This is a genomic window from Rhizobium sp. M1 (assembly GCF_002531805.1).
Taxonomy (GTDB): domain Bacteria; phylum Pseudomonadota; class Alphaproteobacteria; order Rhizobiales; family Rhizobiaceae; genus Rhizobium; species Rhizobium etli_C.
This window is the reverse complement of record NZ_NWSW01000004.1, coordinates 28,285-54,088: the sequence shown is the minus strand read 5'-3', so window position 1 is coordinate 54,088 and position 25,804 is coordinate 28,285. Positions and strand designations below refer to the sequence as shown.

Below are 25,804 nucleotides of genomic sequence, written 5' to 3'. Positions count from 1 at the left end.
AGGCAAGCATGAATCACGCTCTTGGATTGACGACATTCCATTGAAGCCGGATTCGCTTGGAACGGTGCGCTGCCTTGGATGGCGCGCGGAAAGTGCAGGAGTGTAGATGAAAAGACGCTATTTCGGGACCGACGGCATTCGCGGCCAATCCAATGTCTTCCCGATGACACCGGATCTCGCCATGCGGGTCGGCATCGCCGCCGGCACGATCTTCCGCCGCGGCAACCATCGCCATCGCGTCGTCATCGGCAAGGATACGCGCCTTTCCGGCTATATGCTCGAAAACGCCATGGTCGCAGGCTTCACCGCCGCCGGTCTCGATGCCTTCATTCTCGGCCCGATCCCGACGCCTGCCGTCGCCATGCTGACCCGTTCGCTGCGCTGCGATATCGGCGTGATGATCTCGGCTTCGCACAATCCCTATGAGGATAACGGCATCAAGCTGTTCGGCCCCGACGGCTATAAGCTGTCCGACGACATCGAGGCCGAGATCGAGGATTTGCTCGAAAAGGATCTGAGCACGCAGCTCGCCAAGTCCGATGACATCGGCCGCGCCAAGCGCGTCGACGGCGTGCATGATCGTTACATCGAACACGCCAAGCGCACGCTGCCGCGCGACGTGACCCTGCAGGGCCTGCGGATCGCCATCGACTGCGCCAACGGCGCCGCCTATAAGGTGGCGCCTGCCGTGCTCTGGGAGCTCGGCGCCGACGTCGTCACCATCGGCAACGAGCCGAACGGCACCAATATCAATCTCAATTGCGGCTCCACCAGCCCGGTCGCGCTGCAGAAGAAGGTCGACGAGGTGCGGGCCGATATCGGCATCGCGCTCGATGGCGATGCAGACCGCGTCATTATCATCGATGAGAATGGATCGATCGTCGACGGCGACCAGCTGATGGCCGTCATTGCCGAGAGCTGGGCCGAGAGCCAGCAGCTGCGTGGCAATGGCATCGTCGCCACTGTCATGTCCAACCTCGGCCTCGAGCGCTTTCTCGACGAGCGCGGCATGGCGCTCGCCCGCACCAAGGTCGGCGACCGTTATGTCGTCGAGCATATGCGCCAGCACAACTACAATGTCGGCGGCGAGCAGTCGGGCCATATCGTGCTGTCGGATTACGGCACGACGGGCGACGGCCTGGTTGCCGCACTGCAGATCCTTGCCGCCGTCAAACGCACGGGCAGGACCGTCAGCGAGGTCTGCCGCCGCTTCGAGCCGGTGCCGCAGCTGCTGCGCAATGTCCGCATCAGCGGCGGCAAGCCGCTTGAGGATATCCAGGTGCAGAAGGCGATCGCCGATGCCGAAGCCGAGCTTGCCAAGACCGGCCGGCTTGTCATCCGCCCCTCCGGCACCGAGCCGCTGATCCGCGTCATGGCCGAGGGCGACGATCGCGCCCAGATCGAGCGCATCGTCAACGAGCTGATCGGCACGATCTCGAACGTCCGGACCGCTGCCTGAATTTTAGGGCAGATCAGGCTCGGCGGCATGGTTGGCCGTTTGGGCCGATGCTTGGAGAATGAACGAGGCCCTCTCTCCGCCCTCATCCTGAGGCGCCCCGCAGGGGCCTCGAAGGACGAGGCCGGCCACCGGGCGCGATCCAACAATTCGGATGGCTGTACGTGCGCAGCCACCCGCCCCCGTCCTTCGAGGCCCCTTCGGGGTACCTCAGGATGAGGGCTAACCGACGTGCCGTGCGGCTGATGGGCGTGCTTGCTCGTGAAGATTTATTCGACGCTACGCTCCAGCAAATGCCGGGACTAAACATCTAGGGTGGAAAATCTAGCGCAAGCATCAACCCACCCGCCCTCATTCCTGTGACGAGCACAGGAATGAGGGCGGGTGGGGAAACGTCCTCGCCAATTTATCACTCGCCGGGGCTCATATGCAGTGCCATGGCTGGGCGAAGATTACGGGAAGAGCCGGTGCGCTATCCAGCCAAATGGTCTCGTCAGGTCGTCGTTTCCAAGACTTCTACCGCAGCAATCCATGTTTCCTTTGCCGGAAGCTTCAAGATCTACAGTAAATAATCGTGGTTAAGCAGCTTTTAACGTTTCCGGTTCATTATCCATACGAAGCGTATCAGATTGGCGGCGACTTGAGCCTGCCGATGCAACGGATTTTGGAGTGGGATCCATGAAAAGAAGCTTGTCCGGCATCTTCGCGGCATTGTTGATCGCGACAAATGCCTATTCCGCGGACTTCGCTCCGGCCGAGCCCATCCCGGAGCAGCCGCCCGAAGTGACGGTCAGTGAAGCGACGGGCTGGTACCTGCGCGGCGATGTCGGTTACGCCTTTACCGATCTGCGCGGCGCCCGCTATTTCCAGGGCAGCAATGCCACTGAAGTCGATTTCGACGACGCTGACCTCGACGACGCATGGACGATCGGCGGCGGTGTCGGTTACCAGATCAACAGCTACCTGCGCACCGATCTGACCTTCGATTATCTCACCCAGGCCGACTTCCGCGGCTCGACGGTCGGGCAGTGCGGCTTCCCGCTGGTGGATTGCACCTCGACCGACCGCTCTTCGCTCACCGCCTACACGCTGCTCGCCAACGCCTATGTCGATCTCGGCACCTACGGCTACGTCACGCCTTATGTCGGCGCCGGTATCGGCGGATCCTACGTCAAGTGGAAAAACCTGCGCAACGTCGCCTGCGCCGATGACGGCAGCTTCTGCGACGACGAGGTCACCCATGGCGGCAAGGGCAACTGGCGCTTCACCTATGCCCTCATGGCCGGCGCCTCGGTCGACGTGACCTGCAACTTCAAGGCCGATGTCGGCTACCGCTACCTGCATATCGATGGCGGCAATATGTTCGGCTATGCCGAAAACGGCGGTCCGGGCCGCGACAAGGGCCTGAGCGCCCATGAAGTCCGCGTCGGTGGCCGCTACCTCTTCGGCGGATGCGCCCAGGCGAGCTACGAACCGCCGCCGGAAATCCCGTTGCAGCAGCCGGTCTACAAGTAAATTCAATCCGCTTGCATCAGAAAGCCGCCCCAGCAGGGCGGCTTTTTTCAGTTCCGCCACTCCGCCTGCGTCAAAATATCTTCCCTCTGCGACGCTTCGGTCTTGACTATGACGCCGCCGATCCATAGACACGGCGGCGGGACACCCTTCCCCAACGAAGGGCTTTCTATCTGAGAGGATAGCATCATGGCGAAGACCGCAAAGCCGGACATCCGTCCGCACAATACCCATTTTTCTTCTGGCCCCTGCTCGAAGCGCCCCGGTTGGTCGCTCGAAGCCCTTTCCGACGCGGCCCTTGGCCGTTCGCACCGCGCGAAGGTCGGCAAGGCCAAGCTCAAGCAGGCCATCGACCTTACCCGTGAAATTCTCGAAGTGCCGGCGGATTACCGCATCGGCATCGTTCCGGCCTCCGACACCGGCGCCGTCGAAATGGCGCTCTGGTCGCTGCTCGGCGAGCGCGGCGTCGACATGCTCGCCTGGGAAAGCTTCGGCGCCGGCTGGGTCACCGATGTCGTCAAGCAGCTGAAGCTCAAGGATGTGCGCAGGCTCGAAGCCGGTTACGGCGAGCTTCCCGATCTCTCGGCCGTCGATTTCGATCGCGACGTCGTCTTCACCTGGAACGGCACGACCTCGGGCGTGCGCGTGCCGAACGGTGATTTCATCCCCGCCGACCGCAAGGGCCTGACGATCTGCGACGCCACCTCGGCCGCTTTCGCCCAGCAACTCGATTTCGCCAAGCTCGATGTCGTCACCTTCTCCTGGCAGAAGGTTCTGGGCGGCGAGGGCGCACACGGCGTCATCATTCTTTCGCCGCGTGCCGTCGAGCGCCTCACCACCTACACGCCGGCTTGGCCGCTGCCGAAGATCTTCCGCATGACCTCGGGCGGCAAGCTGACGGAAGGCATCTTCCAGGGCGAGACGATCAATACGCCGTCGATGCTCTGCGTCGAGGACTATATCGATGCACTGCTCTGGGCCAAAGATCTCGGCGGTCTCAAGGCGCTGATCGCGCGCGCCGATGCCAATGCCAAGGTCATCCACGATTTCGTCGCGGCGAACGACTGGATCGCCAATCTCGCCGTCAAGGCGGAAACGGCCTCCAACACCTCCGTCTGCCTGAAGATCATCGACAAGGACATCGCGGCGCTCGACGACGATGGCCAGGCGAATTTCGCCAAGGGTCTGGTCGGCCTGCTGGAAAAGGAAGGTGTCGCCTATGACATCGGCCATTACCGCGACGCACCGTCGGGTCTGCGCATCTGGGCGGGTGCTACGATCGAGGCATCCGACATGCAGAAGCTGATGCCCTGGCTTTCCTGGGCCTTCGAAACGCAGAAGGCGCAGCTCTCTCAGGCTGCTGCCTGATGTGATCGCATCCGGCTCCGCCACAGGGCGGAGCCCTTGATTTCATCCATCGCTGAACATTTTTGAAGGAGTCCCTCATGGCACCTCGCGTTCTCGTATCCGACGAATTGTCGGAAACCGCCGTCCAGATCTTCCGCGATCGCGGCGTCGAAGTCGATTTCGAACCGCAGCTCGGCAAGGACAAGGACCGTCTGCTCGAAGTCATCGGCAAATATGATGGCCTGGCCATCCGTTCCGCCACCAAGGTGACCGAAAAGATCATCGAAGGGGCGAAGAACCTCAAGGTCGTCGGCCGCGCCGGCATCGGCGTCGACAATGTCGATATTCCGGCCGCCTCGCGCCGCGGCATCATCGTCATGAACACGCCGTTCGGCAACTCGATCACCACCGCCGAACACGCGATCGCGCTGATGTTCGCCGTCGCCCGCCAGCTTCCGGCAGCCGATACCTCGACGCAGGCCGGCAAGTGGGAAAAGTCGAAATTCATGGGTGTCGAGATCACCGGCAAGACGCTCGGCGTCATCGGCGCCGGCAATATCGGCTCGATCGTCTGCGCCCGCGCCATCGGCCTCAAGATGCATGTCGTCGCCTATGACCCGTTCCTCTCCAAGGAGCGCGCCGAGGAAATGGGCGTCACCAAGGTCGAGCTGGACGAGCTTTTCGCCCGGGCTGATTTCATCACGCTGCACGTGCCGATGACCGACAGGACGCGCGGCATCCTCAACAAGGAAGCGCTGGCGAAGACCAAGCCCGGCGTGCGCATCATCAACTGCGCCCGCGGCGGCCTGGTCGATGAGGCAGCCTTGGCCGAAGCCATCAAGTCCGGCCATGTCGCCGGTGCTGCCTTCGACGTGTTCGAGGTCGAACCCGCCAAGGAAAGCCCGCTCTTCGGCCTGCCGAATGTCGTCTGCACGCCGCATCTCGGCGCTTCGACGACCGAGGCGCAGGAAAACGTCGCTCTGCAGGTGGCCGAACAGATGTCGGACTATCTCGTCAAGGGTGCGGTCTCCAACGCCATCAACATGCCGTCGATCACCGCGGAAGAAGCGCCGATCCTCAAGCCTTTCATCCGACTTGCCGACGTTCTCGGCGCCTTCGTCGGCCAGGTCACCGAGGAGCCGATCAAGGAAATCGAGATCCTTTATGACGGCGTCACCGCCAACATGAACACGCGGGCGCTGACGAGCGCGGTTCTCGCCGGTCTCATCCGCCCGCAGGTCGCCGACGTCAACATGGTTTCGGCGCCGATCATGATCAAGGAAAAGGGCATCGTCCTTTCCGAGGTCAAGCGCGACAAGACGGGCGTCTTCGACGGCTATATCAAGCTGACGGTGACGACCGAGAGCATGACGCGTTCGATCGCCGGCACGGTGTTTTCGGATGGCAAGCCGCGTTTCATCCAGATCAAGGGCATCAATCTCGATGCCGATGTCGGCTCGCACATGATCTACATCACCAATACCGACGTCCCTGGCATGATCGGCTTCATCGGCACGACGCTCGGTACTGCCGGCGTCAACATCGCCAACTTCCAGCTCGGCCGCGACAAGCAGGGCGGCGACGCCATCGCGCTGCTCTATGTCGACGGCGAGGTGGAGGACGGCGTGCTCGAACGGCTGACGGCGCACCAGGCAATCCGCCAGGCAAAGCTGCTGACATTCAACATAGACTGAGTTTCCTCCTCCCAAGGAAACAGGGAAAACCCGGCGCCGGAAACGGCGCCGGGTTTTCTGCGTCCCGCAATGGGTATATTTCAGTGAGGCAAGCGCTTGCGGCGGACGATCTTGCCAAAACGGGCTCTATCGTCCTCAGCCTTGGTGCGATGAAGGAAGGCGCGCCTGCTGCCGTCGAGACCCTGGAAGAATTCGTCCCAGGAAATCTCCTCCTGCGTTTCCGAGGAAAAATCGACGCGGACGGTTTCGCTGTCGCTCGCGTCCTTGATGCGGGCGGGATGGCCGCCTCGCTCTTCGATCCAGTGTCTGATCCTGTTGTAATCCGCCGTCGTGCCGAACCTGGCCATTATACCCTCCGCAGCATTCGATTGCGACATTGATCACCCGGAACGCATGATCGAAAGAATAGTTCCATAGGGCGATAATTATTTGCTCAACGATTTCCGGTTGAGCCGGCTGCTCAAGCATTCGTTATTTTGAGAACGGCGGCCGGAGCGGCATAATTCGCATCGGCTGGAAGGAGGATGCATATGAAACGCTATTCATTCTCGATAATCGGACTGGCGCTCATGACCGCCGTGATCGCCAATCCAGGCATCGCATTCGCCTGCAACAAGCTGATCGGCACCTGAGCCGCACCCCCGCTTTCAAGGCGTGGCTTCGGCCGCGCCTTCCTTTCTCATTGGCGAAACGATCGGCCGTCCGAACGCCGCCCCTTGCGTCCCGATACAATCCTTTCTATATCGATCGCTTATCGAAAGGCGGCCGATCCCGCCTGATACAGCAATCCGCCGCAATTGCAGCGCAAGGGCGGATGATGAGCGCACAGAATTTGGCACCACCGTTGAACACACTGGATTTTGATAAGAAGCCGGAAGAGACCCGCGTCGTCGTCGCCATGTCGGGCGGCGTCGATTCCTCCGTCGTGGCCGGCCTTCTCAAACAGCAGGGTTACGACGTGCTCGGCATTACACTGCAGCTTTACGATCATGGCGCCGCCGTTCATCGCGCCGGGTCCTGCTGCGCCGGCCAGGATATCGACGATGCCCGCCGCGTCTGCGAGACGCTCGGCATTCCGCATTATGTGCTCGATTACGAAAAGCGCTTTCGCGAGACGGTGATCAATCCCTTCGCCGAAAGCTATGTGGCCGGCGAAACGCCGATCCCCTGCGTCTCCTGCAACCAGACCGTCAAGTTCGCCGATCTGCTGGCGACCGCCAAGGAACTCGGCGCCGATGCGCTGGCGACCGGCCACTATATCCGTTCGCGGCCGAACCCTTCGCTCGAACATCCCGGCCGCCGCGCGCTGTTCCGTCCGGCCGACGCCGACCGCGACCAGAGCTATTTCCTGTTCGCCACGACGCAGGAGCAGATCGACTATCTGCGCTTTCCGCTCGGCGGCCTGCCGAAGGCCGAGACCCGCCGGCTGGCCGAAGAGATGGGCCTCGTCGTCGCCAAGAAGGCCGACAGCCAGGACATCTGCTTCGTGCCGCAGGGCAAATATTCCGATATCATCACCAAGCTGAAGCCGAATGCGGCGCTCGCCGGCGAGATCGTCCATCTCGACGGCCGCGTATTGGGAAGCCATGAAGGCATCCTGCATTTCACCATCGGCCAGCGCCGCGGCATCGGCATCGCCACCGGCGAACCGCTTTACGTCGTCTATCTCGATGCCCGCTCGCGCCGCGTCATCGTCGGGCCGAAGGAGGCGCTGGAAACCCACCGCGTCTATCTGCGCGACGTCAACTGGCTGGGCGACGAGACGCTTGCGGAAGCAGCGTCCGGCGAAGGCTTTGCCTGTTACGCCAAGGTCCGCTCGACCAGGGCGCCGGCACCCGCCGTGCTGCATGTCGATTCCACCGGCACCTATGTCGATCTGACGGTCGGCGAGGCTGGTATCGCACCCGGCCAGGCCTGCGCGCTCTATTCCGCGCCCGGCGACGACGCCCGCGTCTTCGGCGGCGGCTTCATCGAGCGCTCCGAGCGCGAACCTGCCGCCGAGGCGTCGCTCAAGGCCCTGCTCGCCAGCCCCGTCGCCGCCTGAAACCGATAGGAGAGGGCGGGCGGCCAAACCCCACCGTTTTTCTCTATCATGCGCTTGACACAAAGCCGAAGCGCACCTTATAAGCCGCTCATCCCACGAGCCCGCAGCGCTTCGCGAGCAGGTATCGTTTGACCAGTGGCGGAGTAGCTCAGTAGGTCAGAGCAGAGGAATCATAATCCTTGTGTCGGGGGTTCAAATCCCTCCTCCGCTACCATCTCTTCATTGCAGAATTTGCGATTCTGGCGGCTCGATTTTGGGCCGGTTCCGACGGCCGCGGTAGCGCGTCCCTCCGCCAAAAAGCGCGGCGACAGGGCAAAATAACCTCGGGATTTCGCTGACGCCGAGGCCAGCACTATCTGTAGAGCATAAAATGCAAGATGGGCATTTTCATCGCCCAAAGATGGGATGCAGCAGCGATAATAATTGCCCATAAGGCCAGCGAGAACATGACCGCGGCTAACCTGATTCCCATTGACTGCATCAGTTCCTCCATCCCAGATAATCGTCCCTCCTCGGACGATCTATTGCTAGCAGGGCGCAGGTCGATCAGCTATCGCAAGAAATCGCTACTGGATCGTCGCTGCAGCGCGCGCTCGGAAAGAGGCAATGTTTGGCGATGCGGCGCCCTTTTCCTCTCTCTCAAACGACAAAGTGGAAGTTGTCGTATTGCGCACCATAATAGTCGGGGCCGCTCGTTTCGGTGATGACGGGCTCGGTGTCGAGCACGAGATAGTCGATCTGGCCATAGGCGCTGAGATCAATCACTTGCGGGTCATGAATGCTGTCGGCGGTCACGTTGACCGTAACCAAGAACACGGTATCGCCGTTCAGCCTACCTTCGATCGTCAGAACGTTGTCATAGTCTGATGTGCCATTTGCCACGCTGAATTGCTCGATCTGGAAGGTGCCGCCGTCGGCGGCCTGGATGGGTGTCCAGAAGACGCCGCCTGACAGATAATGGTTGCCGTCGGCTTCCTTTTGTATCACTGCATCGTCACCATCGTGCCAAGCGCCCCAATCGAAGCCCTTGTAGCCTGTGGGGAAATCATATTTGCCGACATCCTCGAAATTGACGAAGATGTCGCCACGCTCCGGCAGATCGACAGTGATATTGAGCAAGCCGAAGTCGGTGGCGCCTTTGCCGTCCGAGATCTTGAAATTGAACTGATCGAGGAGTTGATCTCCCGGGCCGAGCGCCAATACCACGGGATTGGAGTGATCGAGTTCATAGGTGTAGTAGCCGTCGGAATAGACGGTCAGCGTGCCGTATTTTCCCTCGATCGTCGTCGTGGTCCGTCCATCCGAATTGGCCGGTTGCGGAATTCGCTGCCCGTTCACGAAGTTGAGACGCAGAAGATCTCCGTCGGCATCCCTGGAACCGTCCAGGATGTTGCCGTCAACCGGCTTGTCGATGTCGAAAATGGGCTGGTATACGTCCGCTGCGACCGGCTTGTGGTTTGCCATTTCTACCTCCCGTCTGAAGTTCTGTTTAAACATGCAACCCTATCGGGTGCTTGGCAACGAGATTTTGACCAGCATCAGATCAATTCAGCCTGTCAAATCCAACAGGCACAATTTGTCTGCAGCTCAAGATCCAAGTAAAGGGACTGACGCCGGCGTCTATTCCCTTGGAAATGAAGATTTATGCGCTGTCTTACGCTGATGCGGCTTTGGAGAATGCGGTATTTTCTGCCTGTTCCAGCTTTCGATCAATTTAGGCCAGCAGAAATATTTCCGGCAGCGTAATAATGCCAAGCTCATGATGACGTCATCATGACGATATACGGCATTGATTGCTTCAATGCAGGCCGCCCACTCCGAGCAAGCTTTCGACGGCTTCGTGGTCCTTGGATAGGTCTGCCGGCGTTCCCGCCCAGGCCAGCCGCCCTCGTTCGAGAATGACGACCTGATCGGCGAAATCGAGCGCGCTCTGGATCCGCTGCTCGACAAGAAGGATGGTCATGTCGCCTGACTTGGCGAGTCCGGCGAAGGCTGCCATCAGTTCCTCGCAGATAACGGGGGCGAGACCCTCGAGCGGTTCGTCGAGCAGCAGCACCGACGGGCGGCCGAGAATGGTGCGGGCCGTCGAAAGCATCTGCTGTTCGCCGCCGGAGAGTTGGTTGCCGAGGTTGCGGCGGCGCTCCTTCAGGCGCGGGAACAGCGCATAGGCTTCCTCCAGCGCCGTCTTCGGCCGCGCCTTCAAACCGACGAAAAGGTTCTCTTCGACGGTCAGCGTCGGGAAGACGCAACGTGTCTGCGGCACATAACCGAGACCCTTGTGCGCGCGTGTTGCGCTTGGTGCTGTTGTGACGTCCGCATCGCCAAGGGTGATGCGGCCCTCGTAGCGTCTGGTCTGGCCTGCGAGCGTTGCCAGCAGCGTCGTCTTGCCCATGCCGTTGCGGCCGAGCACGGCAAGCCTTGCGCCTGCCGGCACTGCGAAGGAAATGCCTTCCAACACCCGCGTCGGCCCGTATCCGGCCGACAGATTTTCGACCTCAAGCGACAGGGCTGGCATTGGCATAACTCCCGAGATAGGCCTCGCGCACACGCGCATCCCTGGTGACATCTTCAGGCCGGCCGTCGAAAATGATCGCGCCGGCGGCCAGGACGATGACACGTTTGGCAAAACGAAAGACAAGATCCATGTCGTGCTCGATCATCAGCACGGCGAGATCGGCGGGCAGATCAGCAAGCGCTTGCTCGATGCGGCCGGTATCGCTTTGCGGCACTCCGGCGGCCGGCTCGTCGAGCAGCAGCACCTTCGGCTTCAGCGCCAGCGCGACGGCAAGTTCGAGAAGCCGCTGCTGTCCATAGGCAATCTCGCTGACCTTGCGATGCATCAGCGGCGTCAGTCCGAGCTTTCCCAGGAGGTCGTCGATCTCGGCCATGACGTCGGGCATCGAGAGGAAATTTCCGAACATGTTCCAGGTCTTTCCGTCCCGCTGCAGGACAGCGAGCCCCACATGTTCGGCGGGCGTCATGTCCTGGAAAAGCCGTGTCACCTGAAAGGAGCGGACGAGGCCGCGTTTGACCCTGCCGATCGCATTGACCGCCGTCACCGTTTCGCCGCCAAGGCGGACCTCGCCGGAATCGGGGGGGAGATTGCCGGTGACGAGGTTGACGAAGGTGGTCTTGCCGGCGCCGTTCGGGCCGATCAGCGCGACGCGGTCGCCGGGTGCCATCGCCAGCGAAACATCGTTGGTGACGGCAAGGCCGCCGAAGGCTTTCCGGAGATTGGCGACTTCGAAGACATGGCTCATGAGCGCTGCTCCCTGCGGCGATCAATGAAATTTGCGGCCGTTCCGTAAAGCCCTTTCGGCGCGAAGAGCACGACGGCGATCAAGAGCGCACCGACCATGGTCAGCCAGTGGAAGGGATTGGCGGCCGAGACATAGTCCTCGAAGAGCATGAAGATGATCGTGCCGGAGAGCGCCCCGAAGAGAGAGCCGGTGCCGCCGAGCACGAGCATGACGAGCGCCTCCGCCGACTGCGTGAAAGACAGGCTGTCCAGACCGACGACCTGCGTCGAGATCGCGTTCAAGGCGCCGCCGACCCCGGCAACCGCGCCCGAGATCGCGTACATCCTGATGAGCGCGCCCTTCGGCGAACCACCCATGGCGCGGATACGCAACGGGTCCTGCTTGATGGCGCGGCAGAGCATGCCGAAGGGTGAACGCACCAGCAATCTCAGCAGCACGAAGACAACAAGCAGCAGCGTCATTCCGAAAAAGAAGGCGGTGCGGCCATAAAGATCGAATTCAAAAAAGCCGAGGACCGGGTCGGGCGCGATGCCGGAAAGTCCATCACTGCCTCCTGTCCACGAGGAGGCCTTGTTGGCGAATTCGTGGAAGAGATGGATGAGGGCAATCGACAGCACGAGCTGCGGTAGGCCATGCGCGCGCAGAATGATCGCGCCGCTGAGCAGCCCGGAAGCTACGCCGCCGGCAATGCCGGCAAGCAGCATCAGCAGCGGATCATTGATGCCGTAATGCGCCGACAGGATGCCGGCGGCATAGGCGCCGGAGCCGAACAGGGCGGCATGGCCGAGCGTCGCAACGCCGCAATAACCGGTCACGAGATCAAGCGAGAGCACGAGCAGCGCGATGGTGATCATCCGCGTCAGAAGCGCGAGATTATCAGGGAAGGCGAAATAGCCGATGGCGGCAACGGCGATGATCACCATGATGCCGGCGAGATCGCGGCTGACATAACCGCGCCGTTGCTGGAGACGTCCGTTTTCGTTGTTCAACACAAGCGCCATCTCACTTCGCCCTCCCGGCAAGGCCGCGCGGGAAGACGCAGATGATCGCGATCACGGCAAGATAGAAGAAGAATTCCCCGAACTCCGGCATCAGATAGCGGCCCGTCGTATCGATCGCGCCGAGCAGCAGGCAGGCGATCAGCGCGCCGGGAATGGAGCCGGCGCCGCCGACGGAGACGACGACCAGGAAGGTCACCATGTAGCGCAGCGCATAATAGGGCTCGACCGGCAAGAGTTCGGCGCCGACCACGCCGCCGAAGGCGGCAAGGCCGACGGCGATGGCAAAGCTCACCGCATAGATGATCTCGGTGCGCACGCCGAGTGCTGCGGCCATCGCCGCGTCATCCACGGAGGCGCGCAGCTTGACGCCGAAGCTGGTCCTTTCGATCGCGAACCAGAGCGCCAGCGCCACGGCGAGGCCGCACAGGATGGCGAAAAGCCGGTGAACGGGGATGGTGCGAAAGCCGAGATCGGCCGAACCCTGCAGCGCCGCGGCAAGCGGTATGGTCTTCAGCGTTGGTCCCATCAGGTAATTGGCGATGCCGATGATGCAGAAAGTGATGCCGATCGTCATCAGCACCTGGGTCAGTTCCGGCGCGCCGTAGATCCGGCGATAGAGGAAGCGCTCGAGAGGGATTGCAATGATGATCGTGGCGACCACGGCAGCGATGATCGCCATGGCATAACCGAGGCCGAGGTCACGTGCGGCATAGGAGGCGATGTAGCCGCCGATCATGGCGAAGGCGCCGTGCGCGAGGTTGACGACGCGCATCAGCCCCATGGTGACGGAAAGGCCGATCGAGATCACGAAGAGCACCATGCCATAGGCTAGCGCGTCGACGGCTATGCTGAAGACTGTCTGCATGGAACTACCTGCTTGAATGCGACGGACCTGGGATTCCAAGTCCGCCGCATGTTCTGACGCCCGATGTTACTTGGTCGCTGCCAGGCCCGGATCGCCCTGCTTCTCGAAGGTCTGGACCTCCTTGTTGATGTAGGTCCCGTCGTCGGCCTTGGCGACTTCGCGCAGATAGATGTTCTGCGTGATGTGGCGGCTTTCCGGATCGATCGAAACCGGGCCGCGCGGGCTCACCCAGGCAAGGCCCTTCACCGCATCGACAGCCTTTTCAGCATCCTGCTTGCCGCCCGTCGCCTCGATCATCTTGTAGATGACATACATGCCGTCATAGGCGCTGACTGCCGGGAAGGAGAGTTCGGCCTTGTTGCCGATCGCCTTGGTGGCCGCCTCGACGAAAGCCTTGTTCTCGGGAGAATCGTGCGACACGGCATAGTGGAAGGTCGTCTGGATGCCGAGCGCGGCGTCACCCAGCGCCGGCAGGTCGGATTCCTGCGTCAGGTCGCCCGGTGCGAAGAACTTGATGCCGGCGGCCTTCAGACCGTTTTCGTTGTAAGCCTTGACGAAGCCGAGCGTCGTCGGTCCCGATGGCAGGAAGGCGAAGACGCCCTCAGCGCCGGAATCCTTGATGCGCTGCATGATCGGGCTGAAATCGTTGGTCGCTAGCGGCATGCGGATCGCCTCGACCACCTGGCCGCCGGCCTTTTCGAAGCCGGTCTTGAAGGCATTCTCGGCATCGACGCCCGGGCCGTAATCGCTGACGACCGAGATTACCTTCTTGACGCCGGCGTCGAAGGCGACTTTTGCGATCGGCGTCGAGGTCTGCCAAGTCGTGAACGAGGTGCGCACAACGAGCGGGCTCTTGGTGACGATCGTCGAGGTCGCGGCGTTCATAACGACCATCGGCACATTGCCCTGCTTCAGGATCGGCGTCACCGCCATGGCATCTGGGGTGAAATAGAAGCCGGCAAGATACTGGACCTTTTCCTTGACGATCAGTTCCTGGGCAAGCGCCTTGGATTGGGCAGGATCGGCCTGCGGCACGTCGCGATAGACGATCTCGACGGTGTCGTTGCCGACCTTGCTGCCATTGGCCGCCATATAGGCGTCGATGCCGGCCTTGAAGTTCTTGCCCTGAAGCGCGAACGGACCGGAGAACGGGCCGATGACGCCGACCTTGATCGTGTCGGCATAGGCGCTCGTGCCCATGACGATGGCCGCAGCGGCGGCCAGAAACAGCTTCCTCATTCTTCTCTCTCCCTTTTCGGCGTACTCCGGCGCCGTATTGAACTTCATGTTAGCTTCTCATGCGAAATGGTGATGTAAAATGAAATAAAACCCCAAACACATGATCTGTTGGTTATGTGTTCTGCGTCCCGAACGCCCGGTGTTCACCGCTGCGCGCAGCCTTCATCCGCAATCCTTCAGAACGGCAACCCCACATAATTTTCGGCAAGGACCGTCGAGGCGGCGCGGGAATGCGTGAGATAGTCGAGTTCGGCCTCCTGAATCCTCTGATCGAAATCACCGGTATCGGGGAAACGATGCATCATCGTCGTCATCCACCAGGAAAACCGCACGGATTTCCACACACGGGCAAGTGCAACCTGCGAATAGGCGTCGATGCCATGATCCGAGCCTTCGCGGTAATGCTCGATCAGCCCGGAGAATAGGTAATGGACGTCGCTGGCCGCAAGATTCAGCCCCTTGGCGCCGGTCGGCGGCACGATATGGGCGGCGTCGCCGACAAGGAAAAGCCGGCCGAAACGCATCGGCTCGGCGACGAAGGAGCGTAAAGGTGCGATCGATTTCTCGAAGGACGGCGCGGTTTTCAACGCCTCGGCGTGGTGCGCCGGCAGACGCCGTCTGAGCTCGTCCCAGAAGCGATCGTCGCTCCAGTCCTCGACCTTCTCGTCGAGCGGACATTGGAGGTAATAGCGGCTGCGCGTCGCCGAACGCATCGAACAGAGTGCAAAGCCCCTCGGATGGTTGGCGTAGATCAGTTCGTGGCTGACCGGCGCCACCTCGGCAAGCAGGCCCAGCCAGCCGAACGGATAGACCTTCTCGAAACTTTTGATCGCCCCTTCGGGGACGGCCTTGCGGCTTGCGCCATGAAAGCCGTCGCAACCGGCGATAAAATCGCAATCGATGCGCCTGGCAGCGCCGTCCTTTGTATAGGTAACGAAAGGAGAGCGGCCGTCGAAATCATGCGGTGCGACATCGGCGGCATCGTAGATCGACAGGGCGCCGCTTGCTTCGCGCCGCTCCATCAGGTCGCGCGTCACCTCGGTCTGGCCGTAGACGGTGACGCGCCTGCCGCCGGTGAGTTCATGCAGATCGATGCGGTGGTCGCGTCCGTCGAAGGCGAGCGAGAAGCCGTCATGCGGCAGGCCTTCGGCGTGCAGCCTGGCGCCGGCTTTGGCCTGGTCCAGCAGACCGACGGTGCCTTCCTCCAAAACGCCGGCGCGCACCCGGCCGAGGATGTAGTCCTTGTTGACGCGATCGAGAATGACATTGTCGATGCCGGCTTCGGTCAGAAGCTGACCGAGCAGCAAGCCGGATGGTCCCGAACCGATGATGGCGACCTGAGTTCGCAAATGCTTCCTCCCTCCCATTTTTGCGTTTTGTCAGATTCTGCCGCGCCGACCGGATCGCCACAATGGACATTCCAGCCTAAAAATTGCACTAATCGAACATTGGCATGGGAGGGAGCCGATGAGCAGACATATACCGACCTACGAGCTCTACGGCGAAAACGTCGGACGATCGCCGGAGTTTTGGTTGCATTGCGAAACAATTCGCTCCCGGAGCAGCCTGCATCAATGGGAAATCCGACTGCACCGCCACGAAAGCTTCTTTCAGATATTGTACATCGAAGCCGGTTCGGGCGATGCGATCTTCGGCGACAGGAGCCATGCCATCCGGCCGCCGGCGGTCATTACGGTTCCCCCGGGGTTCAATCACGGCTTTCGTTTTTCACGCGACATCGACGGTCTTGTCATCACCATATTGCGATCCCATCTCAGCCATCCACCCGGTGAGCGGAGCCATCTCGGCGAATGGCTGGCGACGCCGCATCTGACGCCGCTCGATCCTGATAATGCCGAGGCTGCCCATGTGATGCAGACTTTGCGGCGGCTGGGCGACGAATTCGAAAATCGCCGCAGTGGCCGCAACGAGGTCTTGGCAGCCTACGTCGGTTTGGCGCTGCGGCTGACGGCTCGGATCTCTCATGAGGGGAATTCGGGGGAGCTTGCGTCAAACGAAAACGAGCGACGGATGGACATGCTGGGCGAGCTCATTCAGCAGCATTTTCGATCCCACAAGCCGGCATCCTTCTACGCCAGGGAACTCGGGGTCTCGCCGACGCACCTCACCCGGATCGTCCGGTCGATGACCGGCAGCACGCCGCACGAGCTGATCGCCGCCAAACTCGTCGAGGAGGCGAAGCGTCAGCTTGTCTTTACGCTCGGCAGCGTTCAGGAGATCGGATTCCGCCTCGGCTTTGCCGACCCCGCCTATTTCTCGCGCTTCTTCCTGAAATATGCCGGCGAAACGCCGCGGGTCTGGCGCCTGACGGAAAAGGCCCGACTCGACCGAGCATAAGGTTTTGGCATCCGGCGACGCCGCATTCGCGGGCGCACGTCACCGATGTCTCACGCCGCCGGCCATGTCCAGTTCCGCACCTCCGGCATGTCCTCGCCGTGTTCCCTGACATAATCGTGATGCTCGGCAAGCTTGTCGCGGAAGGCGGCAAGCGCGTCCGTCGCCTTTTCCTTCAGGCCCGGTACGCGCTCGATCGCTTCGATCGCGAGGTGGTAGCGATCGAGCTCATTGAGCACGGTCATGTCGAAGGGCGTCGTCGTCGTGCCCTCTTCGATGAAGCCGCGGACGTGGATGTTCTCGTGGTTGGTGCGCTTATAGGTCAGGCGGTGAATGAGATAGGGATAGCCGTGATAGGCGAAAATCACCGGCTTGTCCGGCGTGAAGATGGCGTCGAAGGCCTCGTCGGTCAGGCCGTGTGGATGCTGGTCCCTGGATTGCAGCGCCAAGAGATCGACGACGTTGACGGTGCGGATCTTCAGCGCCGGGACGGCCTTGCGCAACAGGTCGACGGCGGCAAGCGTCTCCATCGTCGGCACGTCGCCGGCACAGGCCATGACGAGGTCGGGCGCGACGGCGTCTTTCTCGTTGCTTGCCCAGTGCCAGACGCCGATGCCGGCCTCGCAATGTTTCGTCGCCTCGTCCATCGAAAGCCATTGCGGTTCCGGCTGCTTGCCGGCGACGATGACGTTGATGCGGTCATAGGTGCGCAGGCAATGGTCGCCGACCCAGAGCAGGGTGTTGGCATCCGGCGGCAGATAGATGCGGACGATATCGGCCTTCTTGTTGGCGACGAGATCGACGAAACCGGGATCCTGGTGGCTGAAGCCGTTATGGTCCTGGCGCCAGACATGCGAGGTCAGCAGGTAGTTCAGCGACGAGATCGGTTCTCGCCATTCAAGCTCGCGCGTCACTTTCAGCCATTTGGCGTGCTGGTTGAACATCGAATCGATGATGTGGATGAAGGCCTCGTAGCAGGAGAAGAGGCCGTGGCGGCCGGTCAGCAGGTAGCCTTCCAGCCAGCCCTGGCAGAGATGTTCGGAGAGCACCTCCATGACGCGTCCATCGCGGGAGAGATGGATATCATAGGGTTCGATATCTTCCATCCAAACGCGGTCGGTGACCTCGAAGACGCTGCCGAGGCGGTTCGATTCCGTCTCGTCGGGGCCGAAGATCCGGAAATTCGCCGCCGTCGCGTTGCGCTTCATCGTGTCGCGCAAGTAATGGCCGAGAATTTCCGTCGACTGGGCCGCGACGCTGCCGCGCTTGCCGATCTCGACTGCATAGCCGCTTATATCGGGGGTATCGAGTTCCCGGCGCAGCAAACCGCCATTGGCATGCGGATTGGCGCCCATGCGGCGTTTGCCGGCAGGCGCCAGTGCCCGCAGCTCGGGTTTCAGCCGGCCATCGGCGCCGAACAGGTCCTCCGGCCCGTAGCTGCGCATCCAGTCCTCGAGAATTTTGCGATGGCCGTCATTCTCGCGGCAGTTGGAGACCGGCACCTGATGGGCACGCCAGAAGCCCTCGACCTTCTTGCCGTCGACTTCTTTTGGACCGGTCCAGCCCTTGGGGCTGCGCAGCACGATCATCGGCCAGCGCGGGCGGTCGTCCGGAGCCTTGCCGTCACGGGCCTGGCTCTGGATCTCACGAATGCGGTCGAATATCCGGTCCAGCGTCACGGCCATCTGCTGGTGCATGTCGCGCGGCTCATGGCCGTCGACGAAGAAGGGTTCGTAACCGTAGCCTTCGAAGAGGCGACGGAGATCATCGTCTCCGGCACGGCCGAGAACGGTCGGGTTGGCGATCTTGTAGCCGTTCAGATGCAGGATCGGCAGCACGGCGCCGTCGCGGGCGGGATTGAGGAACTTGTTGGAATGCCAGCTCGCCGCCAACGGCCCGGTCTCGGCCTCGCCGTCGCCGACGACGCAGGCGACGATCAGGTCGGGATTGTCGAAGGCGGCGCCATAGGCATGGACGAGGGCGTAACCGAGTTCGCCGCCCTCGTGGATCGATCCTGGCGTTTCAGGCGCCGCATGGCTCGGGATGCCGCCAGGGAAGGAGAATTGCCGGAAGAGCTTGCGCATGCCTTCGGCATCCTCGGAAATATTGGGATAAATCTCGCTGTAGGTGCCTTCGAGATAGGTATTGGCAACCATGCCCGGCCCGCCGTGGCCGGGGCCGCATATATAGATGATGTCGAGATCGCGGGCGCGGATCAGGCGGTTGAGATGGGCATAGATGAAGTTGAGGCCGGGCGTCGTGCCCCAGTGGCCGAGCAGGCGGGGTTTGATGTGTTCCGGTTTCAGCGGCTCGCGCAGCAGCGGATTGGCAAGCAGGTAGATCTGGCCGACCGAGAGATAGTTGGCGGCCCGCCAATAGCGGTCGATCTGGGTGAGTTCGGCGTCGGTCAAGGCGGCGGTCGAGACATGCTTTTCCATGGGCTTCTCCCGTTCGAAAACGCGTTCAACGTCAATTCTAGCCGCCAGCGCCGGCGCGCCATTGATCTGGATCAGCGGGCGGCAAGCAGGGACAGCGCCTCGTCGGCGATAACCTGTTCCTCGTCCGTGGCAATGACATGGGCCGTCATGCGGCTTTGCCCGGTGCTGATCGTGAAATCATTGGCGGTATTGGCCTTTGTGTCGATCGAAAGGCCGAGCCAGGCGAGGTGTCTGGCCACGCCGGCGCGGATCTCCGGCTGATTTTCGCCGATGCCGGCAGTGAAGACGACGGCATCGAGGCCGCCGAGCGTTGCCGCCATGCGGCCGATCTCGCCGGCAATGCGCAGCGTCAAGAGGTCGATCGCCTGGCGCGCCTCCGGCCGGCCGTCCTTCAACAGATCGCGTGTGTCGGCGCTGATGCCGGAAACGCCGAGCAGGCCGGAGCGGCGATAGAGCAGATCCTCGATTTCTCCCAGGGATTGTTTTCGCTCTCCGGCCAGATACAGGATGACGCCGGGATCGAGCCAGCCCGGGCGCGTCGCCATCGGGATGCCGTCGAGGGTCGAAAAGCCCATGCTGCAATCGCGGCTGATGCCGCCTTCCAGCGCACAGAGGCTGGCGCCGCTGCCGAGATGGGCGACCACAGCCTTGGCCACCTGCGGCGCCTTGCGGGTAAGTTCACCGGCGATGAACTTATAGGAAAGCCCATGGAAGCCGTAACGCTTGATGCCCTCGTCATGCAGCGAGCGCGGGATGGCGAGACGGCGAACGAGATCGTCCTGCGTGGCATGGAAGGCGGTGTCGAAGGAGGCCGTCTGGACAAGATGCGGCTTCAGATGCGCCAGCGCGCGGATGAAACGCAGCGCCTGCGGCTGATGCAGGGGCGCAAGCGGCGTCAGCGCATCGATGGCGCCGATTGCCACGGCGTCGAGGGCGATCGCTTTCGTAAAGCGGTCGCCGCCATGGACGACGCGGTGGCCGGCGGCGCGGCTGGCGGCCATGTCGAAATGATCGGCGAGACGCGCGAAGGTCTCGTCGATGACATCGTGCAGGTCTTCCGTCACCCCGGCCTTCAACGGCATGTCGAATGTCTGTGGCCCCCGGCTCAGTCCGAGTGAAAGCGGTTCGGCGCGGAAATCGATCACGCCCTTGCCGATGCGCCGCGCCTTGGCACCTTCGGTGGCAAAGATGCCGATCTTGACCGTCGAGGAGCCGGCATTGAAGGTCAGAAGCAGATCGTTCGAGGGCATGTCTTTGCCGACTCCATGCGGTCGTGATGATGGGTCGAACTTAGCGCCGGCGCAGCAGGCGGAAAGGCATCCATTCGTCCGTCGGTTATTTTGCCCCGGTGCAGCCTATCATCTTCTTCGAGTGCGATTGTGACGCGGCGTCTTCATCTTCCCACCCGCGCCACAGCTCGAATTCGGCCGGCAGGTGGTTCTTGCCGCTGTTCGGGCTCGTCCTGGTACTGCGGCCCAAGTCTTTTAAGGCATAGCGTCAGGCCGTTGAGGCCAGACTGGCATTGCGATCGCTGATGAAGATGCCCGCCTCGGCGGCGGGCATCGCCTTGCCGAAAAGATATCCCTGGCCGATGTCGCAGCCGAGCTGCAGCAGGAAGGCCAGCTGGCCATGCTCCTCGACGCCTTCCGCAGTCGTCTTGATATTGAGGCTTCTGCCGAGGCCAAGCATGGCGCGGACGATCTTTTCCTGGCGTTCGTCGTCGCGATAGGTGGCGATGAAGCTTTTGTCGATCTTGATTTTGTCGAAGCGGTAGCGGGCAAGCTGGGCGAGGCTCGAATAGCCTGTGCCGAAATCATCGAGGGCGATCTGGATGCCGGCAGCATGCAGTTCTTCGAGAATGACGGCGGCGATAGCGGGATCCTGAATCAGCGCGTTCTCGGTGATCTCCACCTCCAGGCGTTGCGGCGGCAGCCGGGTCGCCGACAGCACCTTGAGGATGCGGGATGTCAAGAGCTTGTCTTCCATCTGCACCGGCGAGACGTTGAAGGACAACATGACATGCGCCGGCCATGTGAGCGCGTCGCTGCAGGCCTGGGCGAGGAGATCCTCGAACAAGGCGGTGATCATGCCGGTTTCCTCGGCAATGTCGATAAAGACCGGCGGCGGAATGCCTATGCCATCCTCGCCCGTCCAGCGCGCGAGCGCTTCGAAACCGCAGAGCTGGCCGGTCTTCAGGTCGATCAGCGGCTGATAGTAGGGCTTGATGTCCTTATTGGCGATGGCGGCGCGCAGCCTGGTTTCCAAGGCGGCGCGCTCGGTTACCTTGTCCTGCATCGAGGTTTCGAAGACGAGAAAATGGTTGGGGCCGCGTGACTTGGCCTCGTACATGGCGAGGTCGGCACGGTGGGCGGCATCTTCCAGCGGTTCGGCTCCTTCAGCCCAGCGATCGTAGCCGACGCTGGCGCCGACTTCGACGGCAAAGCCATCGATATGGATCGGCCGGGTCACGGCCTGGATCAGCAGCTTGGCGAAACGCTCCTCCCGCTGCGCCGTCAGGGCAAAGGCGACGATGATGAATTCGTCGCCGCCGAAGCGGTAGACGCAATCGGCATTGCCGAGCGCGCAGATGCGCCTGGCGACTTCGATCAACAACACGTCACCGCCCTTGTGGCCGACGAGATCGTTGACTTTCTTGAAGCCGTCGAGATCGACGGAAAAGATGGTGATGTTGTCGTCCCATTCCTCGATTTCGGCCTCGTCGTTCTTGATCGGCCGTGCGAGAGCCTTGCGCTCGAAGGCGTAACGGTTCGGCAGTGGTCAGGTGGTCATGAGTTGCCGTCCAGTCGGCCTTCGCCTGAGCGGCGACGCGCAATTCCATTTCCTTGCGCAGATCGGCAATGCGCAGCACCGAATAGACGAAGCTCATGGCGCCGGCGATGCCGAGCCCGAGAACGAGCTTGTCGGCACCGTATGCGCCGAAATCGGTCATGAATGAAGCGAGGCTGTCGTCGAACCGGAGCAGCGTACCGAGGAGCCAGAGGGTTATCCCCAAACCGACGATCGACATGCATTGCCTTCCGGCTCTGCTCTGGAAAAACACCGGCATTATGCCTTCTCCATCTCCACCCGAGTCGAGATATCACAAAAGTCTGAAATGTTCGTTGAAACCAGAAGGCGAATTATCAGAGGGGGGAAGTACGCTGCTGCGCCGTCGGGCGCCTGGATGACGCTTGCGATGCAACCAGGATTGGCATCGCGACTGTTTTACTGATTTCGACCAGAAGGAGAATAATTGCTGCGGGTGGTTGGCACTGCAACGATCAGGAAGAAGAACGAAGGCGAGCGTGCTGTCGCATGCTCGCCCTTTCTCGTGCTTCAGGCGGTGACGATCAGCAACGGAACGCTGACGATGAGACCGGCCAGAAGCGTGAACGTTGCGAGGCGCATGAAACGCAGGCGCCGCGTCCGTTCTCCACTCCAATCATATGTCATTCTTCCATCTCCTTGGGACAAGGAAGTAGTCCCCGCAAAATCGGGTTCAACAGGGATGACGCAATTTGCTTGTGTAAGGCTGGATAAAATGAGGAATCTCTAATGCTGGAAGCGCAGAGACCAGCGGCTGCCGTTGCTGGTCATGCGAAGGATGGCGAGCGGCTCGACGTCGCTCAGCCAGAAGGAGGAGGGCGGCGCTTGAAGCACATGCGCGACCGCCGCCCGGATGACGGCCGCATGGCTGACGGCGATGACGTGACCGCCGAGGGCCGATTGGGTGTCCATCCAGCCGGCGACGCGCTTTCGCAGATCAACAAGGCTCTCGCCGCCGTGCGGTGCTGCCGCCGGCTCGGTCATCCAGGCCATGAGGCTTTCCGGTTCTTCCGCCTCGACCGTCGCGATCGGCCTGCCGGCCCAGCGGCCGTGGTCGCAATCACGAAGCGCCGGATCCGCCAGGGCTTCGAGGCGTAGCGCCTCGGCGGTCTGGCGGGCGCGCAAGGCGGGGCTCGTGACGATACGATCCGCGCGGGGCAGGGCGGCGATCTTGCCGGCTTCCTCTTCCGCCTTGGCCTCAAGCGGTTCGTCGAGCGGGAAAAGAGCCCTGCGGCTCGCCGCCGTCGCGCCGTGGCAGATCCAGGTGAGGCGCGTATTCACGATCGTTCTGACCTCTCGATACGACTGCAGCGCCGCGCGTCTGTTCCGGCGCCAAAGGACGCTTTGCCGGCTTGCGAAGTTTCGTTGACAGTCTCTTCAGCGTGCAGCTATAACCGGGCTGTTGCGGGTTTGGAAGCCGGTGGAAATCCGGCGCGGTCGCGCCACTGTGACCAGCGTGTCGAAAGCTCTTCGCGCTGGAAGTCAGACCCTGCCGCACAAGCACTCTTTCGACTGAACGCGTCATTCCGGAGGAATACATGTCTGACACCACTTTCACGCCCGTCGCGGCACCGGCGCCGATCCCCGTCGGCGAAATTCTTCCCTGGGCGATCTTCGGCGGCCTGCTGATGCTCATCGCCATCTATTTCGTCGGCACCGAGGAAGGCGCGATGGCGCTGTTCAACGGCATGTATGTGCATGAATTCGTGCATGACGGCCGTCATCTCCTCGGCTTTCCCTGCCACTAAGGGAGTTCCCGACATGGTTGGAAACCTTTTGCTTCGCGGCATGTTCGCGGGCGTGATTGCTGGCATTCTCGTATTCGCTTTCGCCCATATCTTCGGCGAACCGCTGGTCGATGCGGCGATCGCTTTCGAAGAGGCGAGCGCGCAGGCGGCCGGGCAAGCGGCCGAACCTGAAGTCGTCAGCCGCGCCACGCAGGCCGGTCTCGGCCTCTTCACCGGCGTTATGGCCTACAGCGTTGCCGTCGGCGGGCTTTTTGCCCTCGCTTTTGCTTTCGTGCATGGCCGCTTCAGCGCTCTTTCGGCGCGTGGCACCTCGGCCGCCATCGCCATTGCCGCCTTCGTGGCCATCGTTCTCGTCCCCGGCATCAAATATCCGGCCAACCCGCCGGCGGTCGGCAATCCCGACACGATCGGCGTCAGGACCGAGCTGTTCTTCCTGATGATCGTTGTTTCGGTCGGGGCGCTGATTGCCGCCGTGGCGCTGTCGCGCCGCCTTTCCGAGCGTTTCGGGCTTTGGAACGGCGCGATCGTCGCCGCTCTCGCCTATCTCGTCTTTATCGGCGTCGTGCTTTATCTGCTGCCGCCGATCAACGAAGTACCGGAGAATTTCTCGGCGATGGTGCTCTGGCGGTTCCGCACGACCTCACTCGGCATGCACGCGATTCTCTGGGCAACGCTCGGCCTTGCCTTCGGAGCGCTGGCGGAAAGACGGCTTGCCCTCAAGGGCGGGCTGCGGCCCGCCTTCCGGTGATTCGGCGCATCGGCAGGCTTGCGGCTCTCGCTCTGATCGCAAGCCTGTTCCCATTGCTTGCGGGAAACACGTCTGCCCATGAGCGCAGCGCCGGCGGCAGCCATGCCGGCCTCGAGATCCCGGCCATTTCGCACGGCGAGATGGCGGTCATTGCCGATTACCGCAGCGGGATTCTCGCGCTGGCGTCGCGGGCGGTCGATACGAACGAACCGTTCCGCCGCGTCCTGAACTACGCCGAAATCCAGTATTCCTATTGCGTCTGGGGCCGAATGCCGGGCAGCGTCACGGATGAGGAAAGCCCTTTCAACGAATGCGCCCATGCCTATCTCGCGGCGGCGAAAGCCGTACTGATGGCGATGCGGGAGATGCCGCGGGAGGCGGCCGCGGCGGGCGAAATCATCTCGGCCATCGACATCGACATGGCGCGGCGCGGTCTTGCGCTCATCACCTGTCAGTTCAGCGGCGAGGCTTTCAACACCGCCGACATCGTCAAGCCGAATTGGAGCAGGGTGCCGCTTCATCCTGCCAGCATGGCATCGCTGACGGGACTGGCTGCCCTGTTCGGTCTTGCTGTCCTTGCGCTTAGAGCCGTCTTGCGGCTGAAGCTTCAGTCGTCGGAATAGCGTTGCTCGCGCCACGGATCGCCATACATGTGGTAGCCGTTCTTTTCCCAGAAGCCGGCCTCGTCGGCGGGCATCAGCTCGATCCGGCGCAGCCATTTGGCGCTTTTCCAGAAATAGAGATGCGGCACGACGAGGCGCATCGGGCCGCCATGATCCGGCGTCAACGGCAATCCCTCCCATGAAGTCGCCAGGATCGCGTCCTCGGCGGCGAAATCGGCAAGCGGCAGGTTGGTGGTGTAGCCGTCATAACTCGTCAGCAGGACGTAGGTCGCTTCGGGCTTCGGCATGGCGAGATCGAGCAGATCCCGCGTCGAAACGCCCTTCCAGTTGTTGTCGTAGCGCGACCAGGTGGTGACGCAGTGGATATCGCTGATCCTGGTGCTCTGCTCGATCGCCTGGAAGGCGGCCCAGGTGAGGGTGAGCGGCGTTTCGACCAGGCCACGGACCTCGAACCGCCAGCTGTCGGTGGAGATGACCGGTTGCTGGCCGAGATCGAGCACCGGCCAGTTCTTGACGAGGTGCTGGCCGGGCGGCAGGCGCTCGGCTTGCGGACGGCTGACGCGACCGGTCAGGAATTTACCCTCCGCCGCCCAGCGGCGCTTGGAATTGGTCAGCTTGCTGTCGGCGGGCGTCTGGTCGTCGCTCATG

21 protein-coding genes, 1 tRNA gene, 1 pseudogene and 1 riboswitch are annotated in these 25,804 nt (G+C 61.9%); of the genes and pseudogenes, 10 read left to right on the top strand and 13 right to left on the bottom strand.

The window, feature by feature from the left end; genetic code table 11:
* Positions 1 to 106: 106 nt before the first annotated feature.
* The 4 genes from glmM to serA all read left to right on the top strand — a co-directional run bounded on the left by glmM (position 107) and on the right by serA (position 6,009).
* Positions 107 to 1,459, top strand: coding sequence for a phosphoglucosamine mutase (gene glmM, locus CO655_RS05960; RefSeq protein ID WP_064683357.1), 1,353 nt, complete (start codon positions 107 to 109; stop codon positions 1,457 to 1,459).
* 675 nt (positions 1,460 to 2,134) lie between these two features.
* Complete coding sequence (locus CO655_RS05955) at positions 2,135 to 2,971, top strand: outer membrane protein (RefSeq protein ID WP_097604034.1); 837 nt, start codon at positions 2,135 to 2,137, stop codon at positions 2,969 to 2,971.
* 186 nt (positions 2,972 to 3,157) lie between these two features.
* On the top strand, positions 3,158 to 4,336 hold the full coding sequence (locus CO655_RS05950) for a phosphoserine transaminase (RefSeq protein ID WP_097604035.1): 1,179 nt from the start codon (positions 3,158 to 3,160) through the stop codon (positions 4,334 to 4,336).
* A gap of 77 nt (positions 4,337 to 4,413) precedes the next feature.
* A complete protein-coding gene (serA, locus tag CO655_RS05945; RefSeq protein WP_010035565.1) occupies positions 4,414 to 6,009 on the top strand; it encodes a phosphoglycerate dehydrogenase in 1,596 nt (531 codons plus the stop codon).
* An 80-nt stretch (positions 6,010 to 6,089) separates the two neighbouring features.
* On the opposite strand, the gene CO655_RS05940 is transcribed toward serA, so the two are convergent.
* Positions 6,090 to 6,356 (bottom strand): hypothetical protein, encoded by a 267-nt coding sequence (locus tag CO655_RS05940; RefSeq protein WP_010035567.1) that lies wholly within the window; start codon positions 6,354 to 6,356, stop codon positions 6,090 to 6,092.
* Between the two features lie 497 nt (positions 6,357 to 6,853).
* Here CO655_RS05940 and mnmA point away from each other — a divergent pair, with 497 nt between their 5' ends.
* Both mnmA and CO655_RS05930 read left to right on the top strand, forming a co-directional pair.
* Complete coding sequence (mnmA, locus tag CO655_RS05935) at positions 6,854 to 8,053, top strand: tRNA 2-thiouridine(34) synthase MnmA (protein ID WP_097664104.1); 1,200 nt, start codon at positions 6,854 to 6,856, stop codon at positions 8,051 to 8,053.
* A 137-nt stretch (positions 8,054 to 8,190) separates the two neighbouring features.
* Positions 8,191 to 8,267: transfer RNA gene (locus CO655_RS05930), tRNA-Met, on the top strand.
* A 425-nt stretch (positions 8,268 to 8,692) separates the two neighbouring features.
* On the opposite strand, the gene CO655_RS05925 is transcribed toward CO655_RS05930, so the two are convergent.
* From CO655_RS05925 to pobA, 7 genes are all read right to left on the bottom strand, one after another.
* On the bottom strand, positions 8,693 to 9,517 hold the full coding sequence (locus CO655_RS05925) for a VCBS domain-containing protein (RefSeq protein WP_097664103.1): 825 nt from the start codon (positions 9,515 to 9,517) through the stop codon (positions 8,693 to 8,695).
* Positions 9,518 to 9,851: 334 nt separating this feature from the next.
* Positions 9,852 to 10,568, bottom strand: coding sequence for an ABC transporter ATP-binding protein (locus CO655_RS05920; protein WP_097604038.1), 717 nt, complete (start codon positions 10,566 to 10,568; stop codon positions 9,852 to 9,854).
* The gene (locus CO655_RS05915; RefSeq protein ID WP_077990433.1) at positions 10,549 to 11,313 is read right to left on the bottom strand and encodes an ABC transporter ATP-binding protein; all 765 of its coding nucleotides are present in this window, start codon (positions 11,311 to 11,313) and stop codon (positions 10,549 to 10,551) included. The genes CO655_RS05920 and CO655_RS05915 overlap by 20 nt, the downstream gene beginning before the upstream one ends.
* Positions 11,310 to 12,314 carry a branched-chain amino acid ABC transporter permease gene (locus tag CO655_RS05910; RefSeq protein ID WP_097664102.1) on the bottom strand — a complete coding sequence of 335 codons (1,005 nt, stop codon included), beginning with the start codon at positions 12,312 to 12,314 and terminating at the stop codon, positions 11,310 to 11,312. Before CO655_RS05910 ends, CO655_RS05915 begins: the two co-directional genes overlap by 4 nt.
* Before the next feature lies 1 nt (position 12,315).
* The gene (locus CO655_RS05905; protein WP_097604040.1) at positions 12,316 to 13,179 is read right to left on the bottom strand and encodes a branched-chain amino acid ABC transporter permease; all 864 of its coding nucleotides are present in this window, start codon (positions 13,177 to 13,179) and stop codon (positions 12,316 to 12,318) included.
* Positions 13,180 to 13,245: 66 nt separating this feature from the next.
* Entirely contained in the window at positions 13,246 to 14,418 is a 1,173-nt protein-coding gene (locus CO655_RS05900) for an ABC transporter substrate-binding protein (protein WP_097604085.1), read from the bottom strand.
* Between the two features lie 176 nt (positions 14,419 to 14,594).
* Positions 14,595 to 15,767 (bottom strand): 4-hydroxybenzoate 3-monooxygenase, encoded by a 1,173-nt coding sequence (pobA, locus tag CO655_RS05895; RefSeq protein ID WP_097664101.1) that lies wholly within the window; start codon positions 15,765 to 15,767, stop codon positions 14,595 to 14,597.
* 118 nt (positions 15,768 to 15,885) lie between these two features.
* Between pobA and CO655_RS05890 the strand changes: the two genes are divergently transcribed.
* Positions 15,886 to 16,776 (top strand): helix-turn-helix domain-containing protein, encoded by an 891-nt coding sequence (locus CO655_RS05890; protein WP_097604042.1) that lies wholly within the window; start codon positions 15,886 to 15,888, stop codon positions 16,774 to 16,776.
* A 50-nt stretch (positions 16,777 to 16,826) separates the two neighbouring features.
* On the opposite strand, the gene CO655_RS05885 is transcribed toward CO655_RS05890, so the two are convergent.
* From CO655_RS05885 to CO655_RS05870, 4 genes and pseudogenes are all read right to left on the bottom strand, one after another.
* The gene (locus CO655_RS05885) at positions 16,827 to 19,211 is read right to left on the bottom strand and encodes a phosphoketolase family protein (protein ID WP_097664100.1); all 2,385 of its coding nucleotides are present in this window, start codon (positions 19,209 to 19,211) and stop codon (positions 16,827 to 16,829) included.
* A gap of 71 nt (positions 19,212 to 19,282) precedes the next feature.
* Entirely contained in the window at positions 19,283 to 20,461 is a 1,179-nt protein-coding gene (locus CO655_RS05880) for an acetate/propionate family kinase (RefSeq protein WP_097664099.1), read from the bottom strand.
* Positions 20,462 to 20,708: 247 nt separating this feature from the next.
* Positions 20,709 to 22,278: pseudogene (locus tag CO655_RS05875) on the bottom strand (bifunctional diguanylate cyclase/phosphodiesterase).
* Positions 22,279 to 22,763: 485 nt separating this feature from the next.
* Positions 22,764 to 23,318, bottom strand: a complete 555-nt coding sequence (locus CO655_RS05870; RefSeq protein ID WP_097604046.1) for a histidine phosphatase family protein — start codon at positions 23,316 to 23,318, stop codon at positions 22,764 to 22,766.
* Between the two features lie 131 nt (positions 23,319 to 23,449).
* A riboswitch (cobalamin riboswitch) is annotated at positions 23,450 to 23,525 on the top strand.
* A 50-nt stretch (positions 23,526 to 23,575) separates the two neighbouring features.
* Between CO655_RS05870 and CO655_RS05865 the strand changes: the two genes are divergently transcribed.
* Genes CO655_RS05865 through CO655_RS05855 form a run of 3 tightly spaced genes read left to right on the top strand, consistent with a single transcriptional unit; the run spans position 23,576 to position 25,156 of the window.
* A complete protein-coding gene (locus tag CO655_RS05865) occupies positions 23,576 to 23,785 on the top strand; it encodes a CbtB-domain containing protein (protein ID WP_010060821.1) in 210 nt (69 codons plus the stop codon).
* 13 nt (positions 23,786 to 23,798) lie between these two features.
* Positions 23,799 to 24,533 carry a CbtA family protein gene (locus CO655_RS05860; protein WP_097583822.1) on the top strand — a complete coding sequence of 245 codons (735 nt, stop codon included), beginning with the start codon at positions 23,799 to 23,801 and terminating at the stop codon, positions 24,531 to 24,533.
* Positions 24,530 to 25,156, top strand: coding sequence for a hypothetical protein (locus tag CO655_RS05855; RefSeq protein ID WP_097664098.1), 627 nt, complete (start codon positions 24,530 to 24,532; stop codon positions 25,154 to 25,156). The genes CO655_RS05860 and CO655_RS05855 overlap by 4 nt, the downstream gene beginning before the upstream one ends.
* On the opposite strand, the gene CO655_RS05850 is transcribed toward CO655_RS05855, so the two are convergent.
* Positions 25,141 to 25,803: a sulfite oxidase-like oxidoreductase gene (locus CO655_RS05850; protein ID WP_010030678.1), complete on the bottom strand. Its 663-nt coding sequence runs from the start codon at positions 25,801 to 25,803 to the stop codon at positions 25,141 to 25,143. The genes CO655_RS05855 and CO655_RS05850 overlap by 16 nt on opposite strands.
* Between the last annotated feature and the right edge of the window lies 1 nt (position 25,804).